Raw genomic sequence first — 19,377 nt, 5'->3', positions numbered from 1 at the left:
ACCCCACCAGGGGCCATTGGCCCCTGGACCCCGCCAGTTTTGGCATCTCACCTATCGATCGGAACCTCATCTCTCCCATGAATACCGTCCGCATCATCGGCGCCGGCCTGGCCGGTTCCGAAACCGCCTGGCAACTGGCCAATCGCGACATCCGCGTTCAGTTGCTCGAAATGCGCCCCACACGCTACTCCCCAGCCCACCATACCGATCGCTGTGCCGAGTTGGTCTGCTCCAACTCCCTGCGCGCGGATGACTGGCAACACAACGCCGTCGGACTCCTGCACCAGGAGATGCGCCTGCTCGACAGCCTGATCCTGGCCGCCGCAGACGCCAACCGCACCCCGGCAGGCGGCGCCCTGGCCGCAGACCGCGACGGCTTCTCCCAGTGGATCACCGATCGGATCACCAACCACCCGAACATCGAATTGATCCGCACCGAAATCACCACCCTGCCCGACAATGACCTGCCCACCGTGATCGCCACCGGTCCGCTCACCTCCGATGCCCTGGCTGCGGCACTGGAAGAACGACTCGGCAAGGAACGGCTCTACTTTTATGATTCGCTCGCACCCATCGTGCATCTGGATTCCATCGATTTCAGCCGCGCCTTCCGACAATCCCGCTACGACAAGGGCGGGGCGGATTACATCAACTGCCCGCTGGACGAAGCCCAATACAACACCTTCATCACCGATCTGCTCGCAGCCGAACAGGTGCCGTGCCGCCCCTTCGAAAAACCGGTCTATTTCGAAGGATGCCTGCCCATCGAGGTGATGGCCGCGCGCGGTCCCGAAACCCTGCGGTACGGTCCCATGAAACCGGTGGGACTCCGAAACCCCCACCAGAACAACACCACCCCCCACGCGGTGGTGCAACTGCGTCAGGACAACCGCCAGGGAACACTCTGGAATCTGGTCGGCTTCCAAACCAAACTCACCTGGCCGGAACAGAAACGGATCTTTCGCGCCATTCCCGGCCTGGAGAACGCCGAGTTCGCCCGCCTGGGGGCGATCCATCGGAATACCTACATTCATGGTCCCACGGTGCTTGACGATCACCTGCGCTTGAAAAGCCAGCCGTCGATCTTCATGGCGGGCCAGATCACCGGCGTGGAAGGGTACGTGGAGTCCGCAGCCTCGGGATTGATGGTGGGGATTTTTCTCGCCAACTGGCTGCGCACGGGTGAACTGCCCGAAATCCCCCCCGCCGAAACCGCCCACGGCGCCCTGCTGCGCCATGTGACCCACGGCGATCCGGAGACCTTTCAACCGATGAACATCAATTTCGGTCTTTTCCCGCCGCTGACGGAAAAATGCCGCAAGGTGGATCGCAAACCGGTCATGGCCAAACGGGCCCTGACGGCGCTGGAGGGGTGGAAAGATAGAATGTGAGTTATATAATCTTGTTATTGCTGTTTATTTGTTTTTATCGTTGACAGAAAATTTGCGACATGTAATGATGTATACGTTCATTGGCCAAAATGGTATGTTTTTTGCTTTTATATGACTCGTTATGAATGTAACGGAGATACCGCGACTGGAGTCGCTCCAATGACGGTATTGTATTATTTCAAGAACTCCGTTCTTTCACGGTAACCATTAAGAATCCTATGGTGGCTCAGTGACCAAAATCTGGACAGCAGCCGATTTCCCGGAGTGCATGTCAGACGAATTGCGCGAAGAAGCAGCGCGCGCTTTCAATGAACCGCGAAGCGTCGCCTGTCATGTGACCGAAAACAGTGATAACGGTTGGGGATGGGGTCTTCCCAAATTTCCACCGGTGAAAAGGCGCTCCCCGCAGGCCGAAGAAACTCCCGTCGAGGAGGAGGCGCATGTGTAGGCCTTTTGTAACCGGTGAAAAACTGGAGCAGATGCTGGCGTTGCCAGAAGCTGAAACGTTTATTGCGAATGTCACCACATATTCCATGGAGGCATTTTACGACTGCTTTTCTTTTTTCTTGCGACCCATGGTAAAACTTTAGTTGATGCCAACATTCCGAAATCATCGCTTAGGTTGGAACCGGCGCTGCTGCGCGTTGCCATCGAATCCGCGTTTATCGATCTATACCGGGCATCCTTGATTCATAAATTCGTGGATGCACCTTCTTTGCCACGCAAGGCTGCCGCTGTCACCGCTTGGTTGAATCGCATCAAACCCATGCGCATTTATGGACAACAGGCAATCAAAGGCGAATTCATCTGGCTGGATCCGTTCTTCGCGCTGCTTGTCGGGTATTCGATCGCCTGGTCAGAAAAATTATTTTCAAATCAAGATAAAATGAACAAGAGCATCTATCAGTACACCTTGGATATCATGGTCGAAAATTGCGACGACCAAAAATTGATCATGTACCACCTGCTTTGGCATGCTCCCAATTTCCGCGAATTATCCCTGATCTTCAAATCCTGAATCAGGCAGGTCCGACACCGGACGGCCATCCCCGCGACCCATGAGGAGGCCCACATCGGGCCTTGATTTATCGTCCCAATACCCGCTCGCTCAAGGCGTCGTGGATCTCTTGCAGAATGCCGCGAATGTCGCGGGTGTACTGCCACGCCGGGTAATCCCGACGAAAACGCTCGACACTGCCGATCCACCAGATGTGATCGCCGATGCGGTTCTGTTCCTGATAGGACCAGTTCATCGGGCGTCCGGTGATCTCCTCGCACAAGGTGATCGCCTCGAGCATCGAGCAGTTGGCGTGACGCGAGCCGCCGATGTTGTAGACCGCCGCCACGCGCGGGTTTTGGAAGAAGTGCCAGAAGGCGTTCACCAGGTCGTGGGAGTGGATGTTGTCGCGCACCTGCTTGCCTTTGTAGCCCAGCACGGTGTAATGGGTGCCGGTGACCGCGCACTTCATCAGATAGGAGAGGAAGCCGTGCAGCGGTGCGCCGGAGTGGCCTGGTCCGGTGAGACAGCCGCCACGGAAGCAGGCGGTTTTCATGTCGAAATAGCGCCCGTACTCCTGCACCAACAGGTCACCCGCCACCTTGGAGACACCGAACAGGCTGTGGGTGGAATGGTCGATGCTCATGGTCTCGTCGATGCCATCCCTGGCCCAGGGATGGGCGGGATCAAGCTCCCAGCGGGTGGGTCGTTCGACGAGCGGCAGCTGGTTGGGGGTATCGCCGTACACCTTGTTGGTGCTGCAATGGATGAAGGTGGCTTCCGGGCAGTGGCGGCGCGTGGCCTCCAGGAGGTTCAGGGTGCCGTTGGCGTTGATGGAAAAGTCCACCAAGGGCTCCTTGGCCGCCCAGTCGTGAGAGGGTTGGGCGGCGGTGTGGACGATGAGTTCGATGTTCGCGCCATATGCGGCGAAGAGGGTGTCGATCGCTGCGGCGTCGCGGATGTCGAGGGCGTGATGGCGATAATCCGGCAATCGTTGCTCCAGCTCCCGGCGCGCCCAATCGGTACTGGCCTGATCGCCGAAGAAGTAGCGACGCATGTCGTTGTCGATGCCGAGAACGGTCATCCCTTGGGCCGAGAGGAAACGGACGGTCTCGGCGCCGATCAGGCCGGCGGACCCGGTAACCATGGCGATGCTCATGCGATTTCCCTCATTTGAAAGTAAGCGATTCAGGACCCCTACATGTAGCGGGGTTCAGGGGCCAAGGGCCCCTGGTGGGATCCAAGGGCCCCTGGTGGGATCCAAGGGCCAAGCCCTTGGGATTTTTGTGTTTCCCTTTGCTTTTCGCGCGCTTTTCACGATCAGCCAATTTTCGCGTCCTTTGGCGACAAGTGGCGCAAGCGCGCGGTTTACCCGGACCTCTCCACCTTCCGACCCAACGCCTTGCGAATGGCCGCCACATGACAGCGACAGTGGGTTTCATTCACCGGCGGCAACCCTTCGTTCTCCATGCGACAGAAATCGGTGTGATCCCCTGTGCCGTGCGGGATGCTTCGCAAGACCTGACGAAGCAGTTGCACCTCAGCCTCGGCGCGCGCCAGTCGTCGGCGCGCCTCGGCCAACTCCAGCAGGGGATCCTCCGGGGGTTGGCTCATGCCACGGCACTCAAAACCGCTTGCGCGACCGCCTCTTGCTGTTCGGCGGTCAGGTAAGGATGCATCGGCAGGGAAATCACCTCGTTGGCGGCCAGCGTGGCGTTCGGGAACGCCTCCCTGGCATGGCCGAGACCGGCGAACACCGCCTGATGGTGCAGGGGGATCGGATAGTGGACCGCGGTGGGGATGCCGGCCTGGGCGAGGGTGGCGCGCACCTGGTCGCGTCCGGCGATGCGGATCGTGTATTGGGCAAAGACGCTCACGTTCTCCGGGCGGATCACCGGAATGCGCACCTTGCCGCCCAACAGCGCGGCATAACGGGCGGCCACCTGCTGACGGGCCTGGATCTCGCCTTCGAAACAGGGAAGCTTGGCAAGCAGGATCGCGGCCTGGATCGAGTCCAACCGACCGTTGATGCCCAGCACCGCATGTTGATACTGGGCGATCTGTCCATGCTCGCGGATCACCCGCAGTTGCTGGGCCAGTTCGGCATCGCGGGTGAAGGCCATGCCGCCGTCGCCGTAGCAGCCGAGGGGCTTGGCCGGAAAGAACGAGGTGGCCGCGGCGGTGGTCATGGAACAGGAGCGACGCCCCTTGTTGGCGGCTCCGAACGATTGGCAGGCATCCTCCAACACCCACAGATCGTGCGCGGCGGCGATGGCGTTGATGGCATCCAGATCGGCGCACTGTCCGAAGATGCTCACCGGCATGATCGCCTTGGTGCGCGGGGTGATGGCGGCTTCGATGCGGTTGGGATCGATGTTCAGGGTATCGGGTTCCACATCGACGAAGAGCGGTTTGGCGCCGGTCAGGGCGATGGTCTCGGCGGTGGCGATGAAGGTGAACGGGGTGGTGATCACCTCGTCGCCCGGACCGATTCCCTTGGCCATCAGGATGGCCAGCAGGGCATCGGTGCCGGAGGAGAAGCCTACCGCGTGGTCGCAGCCGACGAAGGCGGCCAGGGCGGTTTCCAGCTCCTTGACCTGGGGACCGTTGATGTAGCGCGAGGAGTCGAGAACCGCCTGGATCGCCTGGTTGATCGGATCGCGCATGGCGCGGTATTGGGTTTGCAGATCGATGAATTCCATGGTTTAAGACTCGCTTCCCCCCGTGTTGGTTAAACGAATGGAACTTCGTGCTCCATCAACTGTTCGATGGTTTCGCGTGGACGCACCACGGCGAAACGGTCCTGATGCACCATCACCTCGGCGGCGCGCGGTCGCGAGTTGTAGTTGCTGCTCATCGAGAATCCATAGGCGCCGGCGGAACGGACCGCCAGCAGCTCGCCGGCGTGGAACTCCGGCAGCATGCGATCCCTGGCGAGGAAGTCGCCGGATTCGCAGATCGGACCCACCACATCGGCCATGATCTCCTCACGGTCGAAACGGCGGGTTACCGGCAGAATGGTGTGGTGGGCATCGTAGAGGGCCGGACGGAGCAGATCGTTCATGCCGGCATCGGTGATGATGAACCGTTTCTCCTCGCCGGATTTGACGTATTCGACCCGAGCCACCAGAATGCCGGCATTGCCGACGATCACCCGTCCCGGTTCCAGGATCAGCACCACGTCCAGCCCGGCGATTTCGCGCAGCAGGGCCTCGGCGTAGCGCTCCGGGTGGGGCGGGGTCTGTTGGGTGTCGTAGGGGATCCCCAGACCGCCGCCCAGGTCCAGATAACGGATGGCGATCCCCTGCTGGCGCAGTCGGAGCAACAGGGCCTTGACCCGTTTCAGGGCATCGACGAACGGTTCCAGGGTGGTGAGTTGCGAGCCGATGTGGCAGTCGAGTCCGATCGGTTGAACGTGTTCCAGGGTGGCGGCCAGTCGGTAGAGCTCTTCGGCCTGTTGATGCGGAATGCCGAATTTGTTGCGTTTGAGTCCGGTGGAGATGTAGGGATGGGTGGCCGGGTCCACGTCCGGATTGATGCGCAGGGCGATCGGCGCCCGGAGCCCCATCTGACCGGCCAGGGCGTTGATGCGCAGGAGTTCCGGTTGGCTCTCCACGTTGAACATCAGGACCCGATGTTCGAGGGCGGCGCGGATTTCGGCTTCGGTTTTGCCAACCCCCGAGAACACCACCCTCTGGCCCGGACAGCCGACCCGTTTGACCCGTGCCAGTTCGCCGCCGGAAACGATGTCGAAGCCCGCGCCGCGTTTGGCCAGGGTATCGAGTACCGCCAGGGTGGAGTTGGCCTTGACCGAGTAGCAGATCAGGTGTTCGATGCTGGAAAAGGCGTCGCGGAATACGTCGAAATGGCGTTCCAGGGTGGCGCGCGAGTAGCAGTAGAACGGGGTGCCGACGTGCTCGGCGATCTGGTCGAGGGGCACCTGTTCGCAATGGAGGCGGTGATCGAGGTAGCGGAAGTGATCCATGGCGTTCAGGCGATCCGGGTCGGGGAGGGCTGGCTGGGAAGCAGGGAGGTTTTCTGCTCTTTTTCCTTTTTGCCGGGGAGATAAAGCTCTCCCTTGTGGCCGCAACTGGTGGCGAGGATGCCAACGGCGATCAGCAGGACGAACAGCGGAACATGGCGCGCAATGGGTCGGAGCATGCCGGATCTCTTCCAGAAAAGGGGGTATCGACAAAGACGCACCACCCGCGACAGAGATGGCGGATGCGTTACTTTGAATCCACGGAGTCCCATTTTGCCACTCTTGGAGTGTGGATTTCAACGGTACACATGCGCATGACTTGGAGATCCCCCTCTCGGTGGAACGCTCATGCAGGCGTGCCACGAAAAAAAACGGGCCGAAGGTTGAGTTCGGCCCGTTTTTTTTTCGTGAAGTCCCGGTTGGTCAGACCGGCATGGGGATTACTTGACGCCCAGGAATTCGAGCAGGTCGGTGCGCTCGGTGGCATCCTTCATGCCCGGGAAGGTCATTTTGGTCTTCGGGAACATGCCCTTCGGATTTTCGATGAACTTCTGCAGGTTGGCGGCATCCCACTTCACGCCGGTGAAGCCATCGGAATACTTGAAGCCGGGTTCGGTGCCCGCGTCGCGGCCCGCGAGGGAGGAGAGGTTCGGACCGATTTTCTTTTCGCCCGGTTTGTTGGAGTGGCAGACCATGCAGTTTTTCTTGAAGGAGGCCTCACCTTTGGCCGCGTCGGCGGAAGCGGTGTTGGCGACCAGGAAAGAGGCGATGCCCAGGCTGGCGACGAGCAGAGAATATTTCATGGAGGTACCTTTTTTGTCTTGGGGTGGTTTACGAATCAACCGCGCATGCGGTGTGTTGCATTAAAAAATTCACTTCTTTTTCCTTAATATGAAGCGCGGTGAATATTAGAGCTTCGGCATGAAGATGTCAAGGCGGGGGTGGGAGCGGATATATTTTCCAGAGCAATTTTTCATATTTTCATGTTGATTATATTAAAGTTATATTCAATGAGCGGAACCTGTTTTTGATGTGGCCATTTCACCTGAAATCTGCAATCATAAGCTCTCTCGGGTGTGCGGAAATTGGGCGTGAGGCATGACGCAAAATAAAATCAAATTTTCGAAAATCATCACGTATCGACCAGCTTGCGGTCACCCATGATCACGATCCGCCCCGATTCTGGATTTTCATCCACGATTTGAACCACGATGCCCTTTGCCCAGGTCGCCCTGCCGATTCCCAAGCGTACCCTGTTCACCTATGCGATTCCCGACCATCTGGTCGTGGAGCCGGGATCGGTGGTGTTGGTGCCGGTGGGGCGTGGTCATCGCACCGGCGTGGTGTGGGAGATCGTCGAGCAGCCGGCCTGGCGGGACGGGACCATCCTCGACATCGTGGCCAGTCATGGCGATCTGCCGTTGTTGGGTGCGGATCTGCTGTTCCTGCTGGACTGGATGAGCCGCTACTACCTGGCATCGATCGGCACGGTGGCCGCCGCCGCCCTGCCGGGCGAGATCGCCTTCCAGAGTCGGATCCGGGTCCGCTGGGTCGGTGACGCGGAGGAACCGCCGGATCTTCCCGAGCGTCTGCGACCGCTGGCCGAACGGATCCGAAAACGCAAGGAGGGGTTGAGTCTGGAGACCCTGGCCGAAGCGTTCGGTCGTCAGGCGCTGGTCGCCCCGTTGCGGGCCCTGGTCGAGCGCGGTCTGGTCAGCCGCGAGACCCTCTGGCATGCGCCGCTTCCGGATCTCAAGCCTGCCGTGTCGGCCACGTCGGCGTGCGCTTCGCGTCTCGATCTGACCGACGAACAGCAGCACTGCGTGGACCGGTTTCACGACGCCCTGTCGAACAAAACCTTTGCGCCCTTTCTCCTGGAGGGGGTGACCGGCAGCGGCAAGACCGAGCTTTACCTGCGTGCCATCGAGCGGTGTCTGGAGCTTGAGCGTCAGGCTTTGGTGCTGGTGCCGGAGATTTCGCTGACCGCGCAGATGATCCAGCGGTTGCAGCAGCGTTTCGCCGACACTCTGGCCGTGTTGCACTCCGGGCTGACCGCCGCCCAACGACCCAGGGAGTGGTGGCGGATCCGGCGTGGTCTGGCCCGTGTGGCGGTGGGCGCGCGCAGCGCCCTGTTCGCCCCCTTCGCCGATCTGGGTCTGGTGATCGTCGATGAGGAGCACGACCCCTCCTACAAACAGGAGGGGAGTCTCTCCTATCAGGCCCGCGACATGGCGGCGGTTCGGGCCAGACGGTGCGGCGCGGTGTTGATTCTCGGCACGGCCACCCCGTCGCTCGAGTCCCTCGCCAACGTTCAGGCGGGTCGCTATCGCCATCTGCGTCTCACCCGTCGTGCCGGAGGCGGCGCGCCGCCCCGCGTGGAGGCGATCCACCTCGGCGATCCGGAACTGCGGCGCCAGATGGGCAAGGATGGTCTGATCGCACCTCCGTTGCGACAGGCCATGGCCGAGACCCTGGCCGCGGGTCGGCAGGTGCTGCTGTTCTTGAACCGGCGCGGATTCGCTCCGTCCCTGCTCTGTTACCGGTGTGGCCAGGCGATCTCCTGTCCGCATTGCTCGGTCACCCTCACCCTGCACAAGAACCGTTCCCGGCTCCTGTGCCACTATTGCGACTACAGCCGCGATCCCATGGACATCTGTCCGTCGTGTGGCCAGTTGAGTCTCTATCATTTCGGTCCCGGCACCCAGCGTTTGGAGGAGGAGACCCGCGCGCATTTCCCCGATGCGCGCATCGCCCGGCTGGATCGGGATGCGGTCTCGGCCAGCGCCCATCTGCTCGACGAGACCCTGGAGGCGTTTCGCGATCAGCGGCTCGACATTCTGGTGGGCACGCAGATGGTCTCCAAGGGACATCACTTCCCCGGTCTGGCGCTGGTGGGGGTGGTGCAGGCGGAAACCACCCTGCATCAACCCGATTTTCGTGCCGCGGAGCGCACCCATCAACTGCTTGTCCAGGTGGCCGGGCGTGCCGGTCGCGAAAGCCGGGATGGGCGGGCGTTGGTGCAGACCCTGGATCCGGAGCATCATGCCGTGGCCGCGGCCTTGGGGAAGCGGGATGATTTCGTGGCCCTGGAGATGGAATTCCGGCGTCAGGCCGGCTATCCGCCATTTCGGCGCCTGGCGTTGTTGCGCATTTCATCCGGCATGCAGGCCGAAGGGGAGGGGTATTGTCGCGTGTTGCGGGCAGCGTTGCCCGAACATGGCGACGTGCTGTTTCTGGGCCCGGCGCCGGCGCCGTTGTTCAAGTTGCGCAACCGGCACCGGTGGCAGTTGTTGATCAAGGAGCGGGAGGGGGGGCGGTTGCATCGGGCGTTGCCGGGATTGATGAGCCTGGCGGAACGGTTGGCCGGGTCCAGGATCCGGTTGGAGATCGATGTGGATCCGCAGATGTTCTTGTAGCGATCTCCGGGAGGGCGCCGGGAAGTCCGACACGCCCGTTCGCATCGGAATCAGGCGCCAGAACGGATATTCTTGACCAAATCCAAAACGATTGATGTAGCTTTCCCCGTGGCCTTGTTTCCATGGCCGTGAATCTCTTGAGTCGCCGCACGCTGGTTGATATGCCCACCGATTTCGACGGCCTTGCCCCGGCCTCCATTGCGTCCCGCCTCACCGGACCCCTGTTCACTCCGGAGCGCTACCATTTCCATCCCCATCTCGACTCCACCAACCGCCACGCCCTCGATCTGGCCCGTGCCGGCGCGCCGGAAGGAACCGTGGTGGTCGCCGACGCGCAAAGCCAGGGTCGGGGTCGTCTCGGTCGCGTCTGGTCCTCGCCTCCTGGCGAGAATCTCTACGTCACCCTGATCATGCGTCCCGAGATCCTGGTTGCCCACGCGCCACGCCTGACATTGGTGGCCGGATTGGCGACACTCGACGCCGTTCGGGAGGCCGGCGTCACGGAGGCGCGCCTGAAATGGCCCAACGATATCCTGGTCCAGGGTCGCAAACTGGCCGGCATTCTCACCGAAATGGCCACCGAGGGGGATCGGGTGCGCCATGTGGTGATCGGGGTGGGGGTGAACGTCAATGGCCGGGCGGAACGTTTTCCCCCCGAGGTGGCGGCGCGCGCCGTCACCATGGCCGATATCTTGCAAAATTCCATCGAACGGGGCATTGTATTGGCAAGGCTGTTGTCGGCCTGGGAAGCGTGGTATCGTCTGTTTCTGAGCGAAGGGTTCGCGCCGGTCCGACTGGCGTGGCGCGAACGGGCCCTGCTGACCGGACAGAAGGGACGCATCGACACAGCCCAGGGAACCCGGTGGGTGGAACTGCTCGATCTGGACGAAGAGGGCTTTCTGCTGGCCTGCGACCGCGAGGGTGGGGAACCGTTTCGCGTGCTGGCCGGCGACGTGCTGCTGACGGGATGGGATTGACATGCTTCTGGTGATCGACATCGGCAATACCAACATCGTTCTGGGGGTGTATCAAAAGGAACGGCTCACCCACCATTGGCGCATCAGTACCCGCGCCGGCGGTACCGCGGACGAGTATGGGATCTGGATGATCCAGTTGTTCCAACTGGCTGGCCTGGACCCCAGGGATCTCACCGGCGCCATCGCCGCCAGCGTGGTCCCGCCGGTGGAGGCCGCCGTTCTGGGCGGGGTGAAACGTCATCTGCGCGTCTCCCCGCTGATGGTGGGACCGGGTTTCAGAACCGGCATGGCGATTCGTTACGACAACCCGCGCGAGGTGGGCGCGGATCGCATCGTCAACGCGGTCGCCGCCTATCAGCGCATGCAGGCCGCCACGATCGTGGTCGATTTCGGCACCGCCACCACCTTCGATCTCATCGGTCCCCAGGGCGAATACATGGGTGGCGCCATCGCGCCAGGATTGGGGATCTCCATGGATGCCTTGTTCGAACGCACCGCCAAGCTGCCGCGCGTGGAGTGCGTGCGACCGGCAAGCGTGATCGGACGGGATACCGTGGGTGCGATGCAGGCCGGGATGTTCTGGGGTTATGTCGGGCTTGTCGATGGTCTGATCACGCGTATGATCGCCGAAGCCGGATTCACCCCGGTACGGGTGATGGCGACCGGCGGGCTGGCGCGTTTGATCGCGCGCGAGAGCGCGTTGATCGAGGAGGTGGATGAGTTCTTGACCTTGACCGGTCTTCGGATGTTGTACGAACGCAATCGTTGAGGGATCAAGCCGTGGCGCGCTCCTCTGAATTCAAGACAAGGGTCATGCCGTTGTTGGCTGTGGCTTTGTTGGCCGTGCTCAACCTGCTGGTGCAGGGGATGGGCATGATGGGCATGGGGTTCAAGACCCCGGACAATGCCATCTGGCCAGGGCCGGTGATGCCGGAAAAGATCCTGGAACTGCCCGATCCGGCCCATGCGCGGGTGATCAAGCAGGGGGATGCCCCGCCGCCGGTGGTGGCCGAGAAGCCTCCGGAACCCAAGCCGGAACCCAAGCCGGAACCCAAGCCGGAACCCAAGCCGGAACCCGTGGTGGAGAAACATACGCCGATGCCGGCGGTCGCGGGTGAGCAGTTCATGGTGCAGGTGGGGAGTTTCACGGTGGAGATGGGGGTGGACTCTCTGGTCGAACGGTTGCGGAAGGAGGGGTTGTCGCCGCGGGTGGAGACGGTGCGGGAGCGGACCGGTTTGAACAACGTGCAGGTGGGACCGTTTGCCAAGCTTGATTTGGCCAAGGAGGCCGAGGCCCGTTTGAAATCCGGTGGGATCGCGGCCCGGGTCGAGGAGAGTTGGGAGGGATTTGTGATCGTGCTTGGCAAGTCGTTGTTGTTGAGTCACGCGGTGGAGGAGATGGAGAAGGTCAAGAAGTTGGGGGTGGCGCAGGTACGTCTGGTGAAGGTGGAGAGTGACATGACGGTGCGCAAGGTGCTGCTCGGGCCTTATGAGAGCAAGGAGCGGGCGCGCAAGATGAGTGCGCGGGTGGCGGAGTTGGGAATTGCCTCGCCGGTGATCAAGACCTGGCCGCTGACCAATGCGTTGCCGTGAGGGGAGTGTTTGCGGGCGGAACGGGTCGATGTTGCGTGGGTACGGGGTTTGGTGGAAACCGGCTCCAGTCATCACGGGGGACGGGGGGCGAAGCGCACGCGGAGGGATGGCCGCTTCCGGCGACCTGTTGGAGGCAAGCCAACCCCTCATCGTTTAGAACTCCCGAAGGGAGGGCCATCAAGGCGGCGCGCAGGCGATTTTCACAAAAGACGGGCTAGGCCTTTGACAATTCGTAACATCCCACCATGGCATGAATTTGCCGAGCAATCCTATCAGCAATTCTATCGGTCACCTCATGATCAAGCTGCTTCCTCATCCGCAAGATTGCTTCCACCGTGAGCGGTGCCTTCTGAAGCCCCAGTTTGACAGCTGGCGCTTTACCTGTCGTCCAATGACGATGAACAAAGTTATGATTGATCAAATGAACATCCAGAGTCCTTTGCAGACCTCCCGTCGTTTTGGCATAGATGTTCGTGCGTCGTCGAAAGGCACTGTTGCGACGACGGGTGGCGGCATTCTGCCCCCTCTGGCATGGGTCTTCTGATCACGGATGTCTTGTACGGTTTCTGGATGTTCGGGTTGCAGGGCTTGGTACTTGGGCCGTTTCGGTTCCCGTTTATGTTTCTGGCTACCTTTGTTCTTGATTCTGACTTTGACCCCTTTGGGCAGCACATGCCGAGGGCACCCCCTCTGCCCGGTTTTCAGGACCTCCGAGCACAATTCAAACAAGGTCTGCCCATAACGACGTTCGCCATCTGATAAAGAAAGCAAAATCCTTCGTCTGTCGAACTAACCGGCACACCCCTTTCATGACATCTTTGAACAGTTTGCCGTCTTTCTTGCCGCAACGATGATCCATCAAAAACCGACTGCCGCGCTTCATGATGAGATTGGCTGGGATCCGTGTGTTTGCCAACGATGGTGTACACATCGTCGCCTTCAAACGTGAGCCGAAGGAATTCATGGCACAAGCCATACAGCATCAAAGTTTCCTTCTGACCCGCGAAGCGTTCCTCCCACTCGCTGATCGTATTCTTGTGCGAGCCGATGATACGTCCGGTTACCCTCAACCCCGTGCCTTCATCGCGGACCTTGATGGCGAGCGACACCTTGCTGATCGGTGATTTCAGGTGTTCCATGGGTGTTCCCCAGGTTTCGGAGAACTGGATGCCGCAGTTCTGGCACTGCATTAATGCTTCATCCCCGTCATGGACAGTAGCATAACGCTTATTGATGACGGTACCGACAAGTCAGCACGATGGACAAATTATAGTTTCATTAATATCCATGAGATTAGATTACAGCCTCTGCCAGCATCAGTCAAGGCGGTCAGAACAATCGGAGCCCAGTGCCAAGCAAATTTGAAATGCGATTACCCTGAGGAGCGTGACGCATTTCTTGACATTTCTGGCAAAATATTACATTTTGCCAGAAGGATAAATATGGTGTCAAGTGAGACGTCAAATGGCCAGTGCAGAACAAATCAAGGCCCTGCTCAAATCGCACATCGATGGCGATGACGGGCATTTTTTCTCTGTTGCAATGCAGGTCGCGGCCCACGAGGCCAAGCTGGGACATGGAAAGTTTGCCGATGAACTTCGGGCGATGGTTGACACTGCAAAATCGCGCCGCAGCTTTGAGCTTAACGCCAGGAAGCCAATTCCGATCAGTCAACCGCGTGGCGATCTGACCAATCTGCTTGAAGTGTCTTACCCTACTTCCAGACTTTCAAATATGATTTTGGACGATATAGTTGGAGAACGGCTCGTCAGGATTATTAGAGAGCAAAAAAATATTACCAAGATACAGGAATATGGGCTAGCTCCTAGGCGTAAAATTCTATTAGTCGGCCCTCCGGGAACAGGAAAAACCATGACCGCGTCTGTCTTGGCCGGAGAATTGGGAATTCCTCTTTTTCTGGTCAGGCTGGATGCATTGATCACCAAATACATGGGGGAAACGGCTGCGAAACTAAGGCAGGTATTCGAGGCTATCTCAAGCATGCGTGGCATTTATTTTTTTGATGAGTTCGATGCTATTGGCTCACAACGAGGTTTGGCCAACGACATCGGCGAGATCCGTCGGGTTCTTAACAGCTTTTTACAGATGTTGGAGCAGGACAATTCATACAGTGTTATTGTTGCCGCCACAAACCATCCGGAAATATTAGATTATGCCTTGTTTCGCCGTTTTGACGATGTAGTTGAGTATGGATTGCCCAACCAGCAGCAGATCATTATGACATTAGAGTCTCGTCTGGTTAATTTTAAACTGGATAAGATTCGGTGGGACCATCTTGCGGAAGTGGCCGAAGGATTAAATTACGCAGAAATAGTTCGTTCTGTCGAAGATGCGATCAAGGATACTATTATTCATGACCGAGAAATCATTACTGGGGATGATGTCCAAAAAATATTGGAAGAACGCAAGATGGTTCGCAATAGCAGATTTGCTTTATCATAACCAGATTCAGGTATGAGTTCCCAATGAAAAATGAGTCGCGCCAGCACTTGTTATTGAGCGGATACGCCAGGACTGAAAGATTCCGCTCCCCGTCATCTCCCCAATCCTCCGGGTCGTTCCGCCAAGTTGACCGTGGCAGGCATGGCCAAGTGTTGATGAGTCAAATTTCCAGTCTCAAGGAATATGCCTCATCGGTGTGCAGAGACCAAGAAGCCTCGGGTTATGAAATTGACTTCGGGATCCGAATTCAATTCAGAAGCCAGCCTGACATTGAGCTTGCTTTTGAAAGTCTTTCCCGTGAGCGGCAAGGCATTGAATTGCTCAACGTCAAGCGTGATGGAGATGTGACCTGCGCCACAGTTTTTGTGCCGGACGGCAAAATGGATGTGTTCGAGAAACTCATCCGTGACTACTTGGAGAGGGATACCGCTCCATCCAAGAAGTATCCTGAAGGGCATCCAAAAAATCAGAATTTGGTTGAGACAATCCATGAAATCAGGGAATCTGCCTTTGATGAGCTCTGGACCGACACATCCGATGCCATGCCTCGGACGAACGACGAGCTGATTTGGTGGGAAATCTGGTTGCCATTACGAGGTGATGGTGAAGCCACTCTGAGACGTTTCAAAACCCTTGCCAGTAGCATCGGTTTTGAAGTTTCCCTGGGTTCGCTGCGATTTCTTGAACGCATCGTTTTGCTCATGCGTGGCAGCAAGGGACAAATCACCCGTTCCCTGATGTTGCTCAACAGCATCGCCGAGCTGCGCCGCGCCAAGGAAACTGCTGAATTTTTCGACTCCCAGTCGCAGCAGGAACAGCGTGAGTGGGTGAATGATCTTTTGAATCGGACGCACTTTTCAAAAGATGAGGATCTTCCCTATGTCTGTGTTCTGGATACTGGAGTAAACAGGGGACATCCTTTGTTGAAACAGACGCTGGACTCAGTTGACCTCCATACTATTGACCCGGTGTGGGGGGTGTCTGATGAGTCAGGGCATGGGACCGAGTTGGCCGGACTCTCGTTGTTTGGAGATCTTACCTCGGTCTTGGAAACCAAGGATCCCATTCAGGTTCATCATCGGTTGGAGTCCGTCAAGTTGTTGCGGGATGATGGCGATAACAATGGCCGCCATCATGGCTATCTCACGGTCGAGGCCGTGGCTCGTCCCGAAATACAAGCCGCTCACCGTCGTAGGGTGTTCAGTATGGCCGTGACCGCGAAGGATAATCGGGATCGCGGCAAACCTTCAGCCTGGTCAGCCGCTATTGACCACCTTGCTGCCGACACCCAGAACAACGGTTTGACGCCGAGATTGATGGTGGTGTCATCCGGCAATGTGAGAGAAAACAGTGCCTGGGTCGAATACCCCAGCAGCAATACAACGGACAGCATTCACGACCCCGGACAGGCATGGAACGCGATTACCGTTGGGGCTTACACCGAGAAAGTACGCATCACCGAAAATGCTCAGGAATACCAGCCCATCGCGCCATCAGGAGCAATCAGCCCATTCAGTACCACATCGATGACGTGGGAAAAACCTTGGCCATTGAAGCCGGATGTTGTTCTTGAGGGAGGGAATGCCGCCAGGGATATTCTGGGAGCTGTTTGGATGCCGAGCTTAAGCCTGCTTACAACCCACCACAAACCAGAAGAGCGGTTGCTTTCCACTACTAACGCCACCAGTGCCGCCACAGCGCTTTGCGCCAGGATGGCAGCGCAATTGATGGCGGCCTACCCCCATTTCTGGCCCGAAACGATTCGGGCAATGATTGTTCATTCCGCCCAATGGACGGATGCCATGCGCCGCATGTTTATGACCGGTGGCACGCCGAAGGAGCAATACAGGCTGTTGATTAGGCACTGTGGATTTGGGGTACCGAATCTTGCCCGGGCGATGTGGAGTGCCTCGAATTCCCTGACCTTGATCGCCCAGGATGAGTTGCAACCCTTCGAAAAGAAGGGAAACGCAGCCCCATCGTCCAGGGATATGAATCTCTATGAATTGCCCTGGCCTATATCCGAGTTGGACCGACTTGGGTCAACCGCAGTCGAGATGCGGGTGACGCTCTCCTATTTCATCGAGCCCAATCCGGCGGAACGAGGATTCAAGGGGCGTTACAAATATGAATCTCATGGACTCCGCTTTCAGGTGAAGCGTCCGACTGAGACCATCGGTGACTTCCGCTTTCGGGTCAACAAGTTGGCGCGGGATGAGGAAGAAGGTACCGCAACTGGCGCAACGGATCCTGGCTGGCTGCTTGGTTCCCAACTTCGACATCTTGGTTCTCTTCATTCGGACATATGGCGTGGAGAGGCCGTTAAGCTGGCTCAACTTGGTGTTCTGGCAGTGTTTCCTGCGTTGGGATGGTGGAAAACCAGAACAGGCCTGGAGCGGTATCACAACAAGGCCCGCTATGCTTTGGTCGTGTCGATTCATGCGCCTGATGTGGAGGTTGACCTTTACAATATTGTCCAGAATGAGATTCTGTCCAAGGCAGCCATTGTTACTTGATAAATTTAAATTTTTTGTAAAAATATTATTGGTAATATTGCACCAAAACCTATCACAAATACGATTTGGCTCAATTTGGGTTCCGGGGGCTTGAGTATACCCCTTAAATTAGTGCCTCCTCAGAAAGCCCCTGCCGCAATCGGTGACCTCCCCTCTGGGAGTCGCAGGCGGTTGGCCATTTCTATCATCAAACCTTGCCAGGTGACCAGACAAGCCAGCAGGCTGGCAAATACCGTGTTCAGAGCGGGCCGATTCAGGGCAAAAAAGAACCCAACCAGCAGGTTCAGGTTCATCACCAGGAAAATGGCCCGGATCCAGGACGCGGAGGTATCAGCCAGTTTGGCGGGGATTTTTGCCAGACCATGCCGATTCTTGCCTTGCCCGAACTTGCCTTCAATGGGAATTCGCTCCAGATGATCCCGGCGGCGCTGACGCTTGGCTTCACGAAACTCCTCTCGATTGGCCTCGGTCTCCTTTCTCGGGCGGCCTAATGGCTTGCCACCAAAGCGAATTCCTCGATCTTTGCAGTAGCGACGATTCTCCCGCGTCCCGTAAATGCCATCGGCCAGCACCACAGCCGGATAATGCCCGTGCCGCTTTTTGAAGGCTTCCACCTGACCCGGCAGATCGGCGCTTTCGTTGAATGCATCCCAGCGCAATTCATCTACACGGGCCAGTCCATTGCCATCCAGGCTGGCGCTCAACTTGGCTCCAAACTCTACTGTCACCCCTGCCTTGCCCCGGACAATGGGGCGCACATGAGGCTGACTGATGCTGACAATCCGATGTGGATGACTCCGTAACTTGTTGTCATACATCTGTTTTTGTTGTTCGTAAACCGACCGGATTACCCAAAGTTGCCGAAGATGGCGATACAAGAAACCATCAGGCCACTTCTGACGCAAATTCGGTCTGAAACCACCCAAAGGCGCCGGTTCGAGAGGCGCAAACCGATCCAGAAGAGCATTGATGTGACCGAGATTCCGACGCAGGTACTGCAATTGCTGACGAATCGCCCGCCTGAGTGTGCTTTGCCAGGGTTCCCCCGGCAACGATTTGACCCTCACCCGCACTTGGAGTAGCCACACTCCAGACAGGTATCACACCCATCCAACCGGGTCACCGCCATCTGTCCACATTTGGGACACTGCCCGCTGCCCAATGCACCGCTTTCGGCCACCGCCTGCCGTTTGGCGATCAGCTCCGGCGAAAGCTCCGGCGGACTGAGCATGCCAATCTTGATCAGATGACGCTCGATGCACTCCCCGATCTCGGCCACCAGGCTGGGCATGTATTTGCCGCCCGGCTTGAAATAACCACCACGCGGATCAAAGACCGAGCGCATCTCCTCGACCAGAAACGTGGCATCTCCACCATGGCGGAACACCGCGGACATCACCCGGGTCAGGGCGACGATCCAGGCGAAGTTGTCCATGTTCTTGGAGTTGATGAAGATCTCGAACGGACGCCGCCGCCCTTGAACCACGATGTCGTTGATGGTCACATAAAAGGCATGCTCGAAGAGCGGGGTCTTGATCTTGTAGGTGCTCCCCTCCAGATCTTCGGGACGCCGCAACACCGGTTGCAACTGGATCACCTCGGCCAGGGTGCGGGGTGGAGAGGGCGCTTCCGGCGTGGAAAGGGTGGACGGGCTCTCCGTCGGTTCCTCGCCCTTTTTGGCCGCAACCTCGAATCCCACGATCTTGCTCTGAATCTTGACCGCCATGTTTGTGCATCCTCCTCGCGCCAAACTGCATTCAGTTTGGAATGTGTCGTTTTTACCGTTGAGAAAAAAGAGAGCGTCTGGGAGATTCCTCTCCCAGGGTTTTGACTTCACAAGTTACCGTGGAACTCCCGAAGGGAGGTCCACGGTAAGGGGGGTGAGGGGGTTCTCCCCCCATCATGCAAGTTACGGCGCTTTTTGCGAACAATGCGCCGCGCGCAGCCTTGCGGAAAACAACCCATCCCAGGATGGTTGCGGTTTGGACATGACCGATTCCACATGATCGCTTGCCCAAGCCCCGGCGTCAATCCTCGACCGG

General features: G+C 58.3%; 18 protein-coding genes. 9 read left to right on the top strand and 9 right to left on the bottom strand.

Going from position 1 to position 19,377, the window contains the following annotated elements; genetic code table 11:
- The first annotated feature begins 77 nt into the window (after window positions 1-77).
- Together trmFO and ACOY6C_RS14140 are read left to right on the top strand one after the other, a co-directional pair.
- Complete coding sequence (gene trmFO, locus ACOY6C_RS14145) at window positions 78-1,391, top strand: methylenetetrahydrofolate--tRNA-(uracil(54)-C(5))-methyltransferase (FADH(2)-oxidizing) TrmFO (RefSeq protein WP_420906165.1); 1,314 nt, start codon at window positions 78-80, stop codon at window positions 1,389-1,391.
- Window positions 1,392-2,013: 622 nt separating this feature from the next.
- Window positions 2,014-2,409: a hypothetical protein gene (locus ACOY6C_RS14140; RefSeq protein WP_420906164.1), complete on the top strand. Its 396-nt coding sequence runs from the start codon at window positions 2,014-2,016 to the stop codon at window positions 2,407-2,409.
- Window positions 2,410-2,476: 67 nt separating this feature from the next.
- Here the strand turns inward: ACOY6C_RS14140 and ACOY6C_RS14135 are convergent, their stop codons facing one another.
- The 6 genes from ACOY6C_RS14135 to ACOY6C_RS14110 all read right to left on the bottom strand — a co-directional run bounded on the left by ACOY6C_RS14135 (window position 2,477) and on the right by ACOY6C_RS14110 (window position 7,173).
- On the bottom strand, window positions 2,477-3,547 hold the full coding sequence (locus ACOY6C_RS14135; protein ID WP_420906163.1) for an NAD-dependent epimerase/dehydratase family protein: 1,071 nt from the start codon (window positions 3,545-3,547) through the stop codon (window positions 2,477-2,479).
- 209 nt (window positions 3,548-3,756) lie between these two features.
- Window positions 3,757-4,002: a hypothetical protein gene (locus ACOY6C_RS14130; protein WP_420906162.1), complete on the bottom strand. Its 246-nt coding sequence runs from the start codon at window positions 4,000-4,002 to the stop codon at window positions 3,757-3,759.
- Window positions 3,999-5,090, bottom strand: coding sequence for a DegT/DnrJ/EryC1/StrS family aminotransferase (locus tag ACOY6C_RS14125; RefSeq protein ID WP_420906161.1), 1,092 nt, complete (start codon window positions 5,088-5,090; stop codon window positions 3,999-4,001). The genes ACOY6C_RS14130 and ACOY6C_RS14125 overlap by 4 nt, the downstream gene beginning before the upstream one ends.
- Before the next feature lie 29 nt (window positions 5,091-5,119).
- Window positions 5,120-6,373 carry a diaminopimelate decarboxylase gene (lysA, locus tag ACOY6C_RS14120; protein ID WP_420906160.1) on the bottom strand — a complete coding sequence of 418 codons (1,254 nt, stop codon included), beginning with the start codon at window positions 6,371-6,373 and terminating at the stop codon, window positions 5,120-5,122.
- Window positions 6,374-6,378: 5 nt separating this feature from the next.
- Window positions 6,379-6,549, bottom strand: coding sequence for a hypothetical protein (locus ACOY6C_RS14115; RefSeq protein WP_420906159.1), 171 nt, complete (start codon window positions 6,547-6,549; stop codon window positions 6,379-6,381).
- A 261-nt stretch (window positions 6,550-6,810) separates the two neighbouring features.
- Complete coding sequence (locus ACOY6C_RS14110) at window positions 6,811-7,173, bottom strand: c-type cytochrome (RefSeq protein ID WP_420906158.1); 363 nt, start codon at window positions 7,171-7,173, stop codon at window positions 6,811-6,813.
- Between the two features lie 408 nt (window positions 7,174-7,581).
- Here ACOY6C_RS14110 and priA point away from each other — a divergent pair, with 408 nt between their 5' ends.
- The 5 genes from priA (at window position 7,582) to ACOY6C_RS14085 (ending at window position 12,900) form a co-directional block, all read left to right on the top strand.
- Complete coding sequence (gene priA / locus ACOY6C_RS14105) at window positions 7,582-9,786, top strand: replication restart helicase PriA (RefSeq protein WP_420906157.1); 2,205 nt, start codon at window positions 7,582-7,584, stop codon at window positions 9,784-9,786.
- Between the two features lie 122 nt (window positions 9,787-9,908).
- On the top strand, window positions 9,909-10,763 hold the full coding sequence (locus ACOY6C_RS14100) for a biotin--[acetyl-CoA-carboxylase] ligase (RefSeq protein WP_420906156.1): 855 nt from the start codon (window positions 9,909-9,911) through the stop codon (window positions 10,761-10,763).
- 1 nt (window position 10,764) lies between these two features.
- Window positions 10,765-11,532 (top strand): type III pantothenate kinase, encoded by a 768-nt coding sequence (locus tag ACOY6C_RS14095; RefSeq protein WP_420906155.1) that lies wholly within the window; start codon window positions 10,765-10,767, stop codon window positions 11,530-11,532.
- 11 nt (window positions 11,533-11,543) lie between these two features.
- Window positions 11,544-12,356, top strand: a complete 813-nt coding sequence (locus ACOY6C_RS14090) for an SPOR domain-containing protein (protein ID WP_420906154.1) — start codon at window positions 11,544-11,546, stop codon at window positions 12,354-12,356.
- A gap of 295 nt (window positions 12,357-12,651) precedes the next feature.
- Window positions 12,652-12,900, top strand: a complete 249-nt coding sequence (locus tag ACOY6C_RS14085) for a hypothetical protein (protein WP_420906153.1) — start codon at window positions 12,652-12,654, stop codon at window positions 12,898-12,900.
- A 157-nt stretch (window positions 12,901-13,057) separates the two neighbouring features.
- On the opposite strand, the gene ACOY6C_RS14080 is transcribed toward ACOY6C_RS14085, so the two are convergent.
- A complete protein-coding gene (locus ACOY6C_RS14080; protein WP_420906152.1) occupies window positions 13,058-13,495 on the bottom strand; it encodes a hypothetical protein in 438 nt (145 codons plus the stop codon).
- A 325-nt stretch (window positions 13,496-13,820) separates the two neighbouring features.
- On the opposite strand from ACOY6C_RS14080, the gene ACOY6C_RS14075 reads away from it, so the two are divergent.
- Window positions 13,821-14,819, top strand: coding sequence for an AAA family ATPase (locus ACOY6C_RS14075; protein WP_420906151.1), 999 nt, complete (start codon window positions 13,821-13,823; stop codon window positions 14,817-14,819).
- Window positions 14,820-14,974: 155 nt separating this feature from the next.
- Window positions 14,975-17,335, top strand: a complete 2,361-nt coding sequence (locus tag ACOY6C_RS14070; RefSeq protein ID WP_420906150.1) for a S8 family peptidase — start codon at window positions 14,975-14,977, stop codon at window positions 17,333-17,335.
- Between the two features lie 119 nt (window positions 17,336-17,454).
- Here the strand turns inward: ACOY6C_RS14070 and ACOY6C_RS14065 are convergent, their stop codons facing one another.
- Together ACOY6C_RS14065 and ACOY6C_RS14060 are read right to left on the bottom strand one after the other, a co-directional pair.
- A complete protein-coding gene (locus tag ACOY6C_RS14065) occupies window positions 17,455-18,387 on the bottom strand; it encodes a transposase (RefSeq protein ID WP_420906149.1) in 933 nt (310 codons plus the stop codon).
- 11 nt (window positions 18,388-18,398) lie between these two features.
- Window positions 18,399-19,061, bottom strand: a complete 663-nt coding sequence (locus ACOY6C_RS14060) for a TSCPD domain-containing protein (RefSeq protein WP_420906148.1) — start codon at window positions 19,059-19,061, stop codon at window positions 18,399-18,401.
- Window positions 19,062-19,377: the final 316 nt, after the last annotated feature.

Origin of the sequence: Candidatus Magnetaquiglobus chichijimensis, from assembly GCF_045865675.1 — a bacterium.
GTDB classification, from domain to species: Bacteria; Pseudomonadota; Magnetococcia; order Magnetococcales; family Magnetaquicoccaceae; genus Magnetaquiglobus; species Magnetaquiglobus chichijimensis.
Note: the sequence above shows the minus strand (reverse complement) of the source record. Positions and strands in the feature narration are given on the sequence as shown.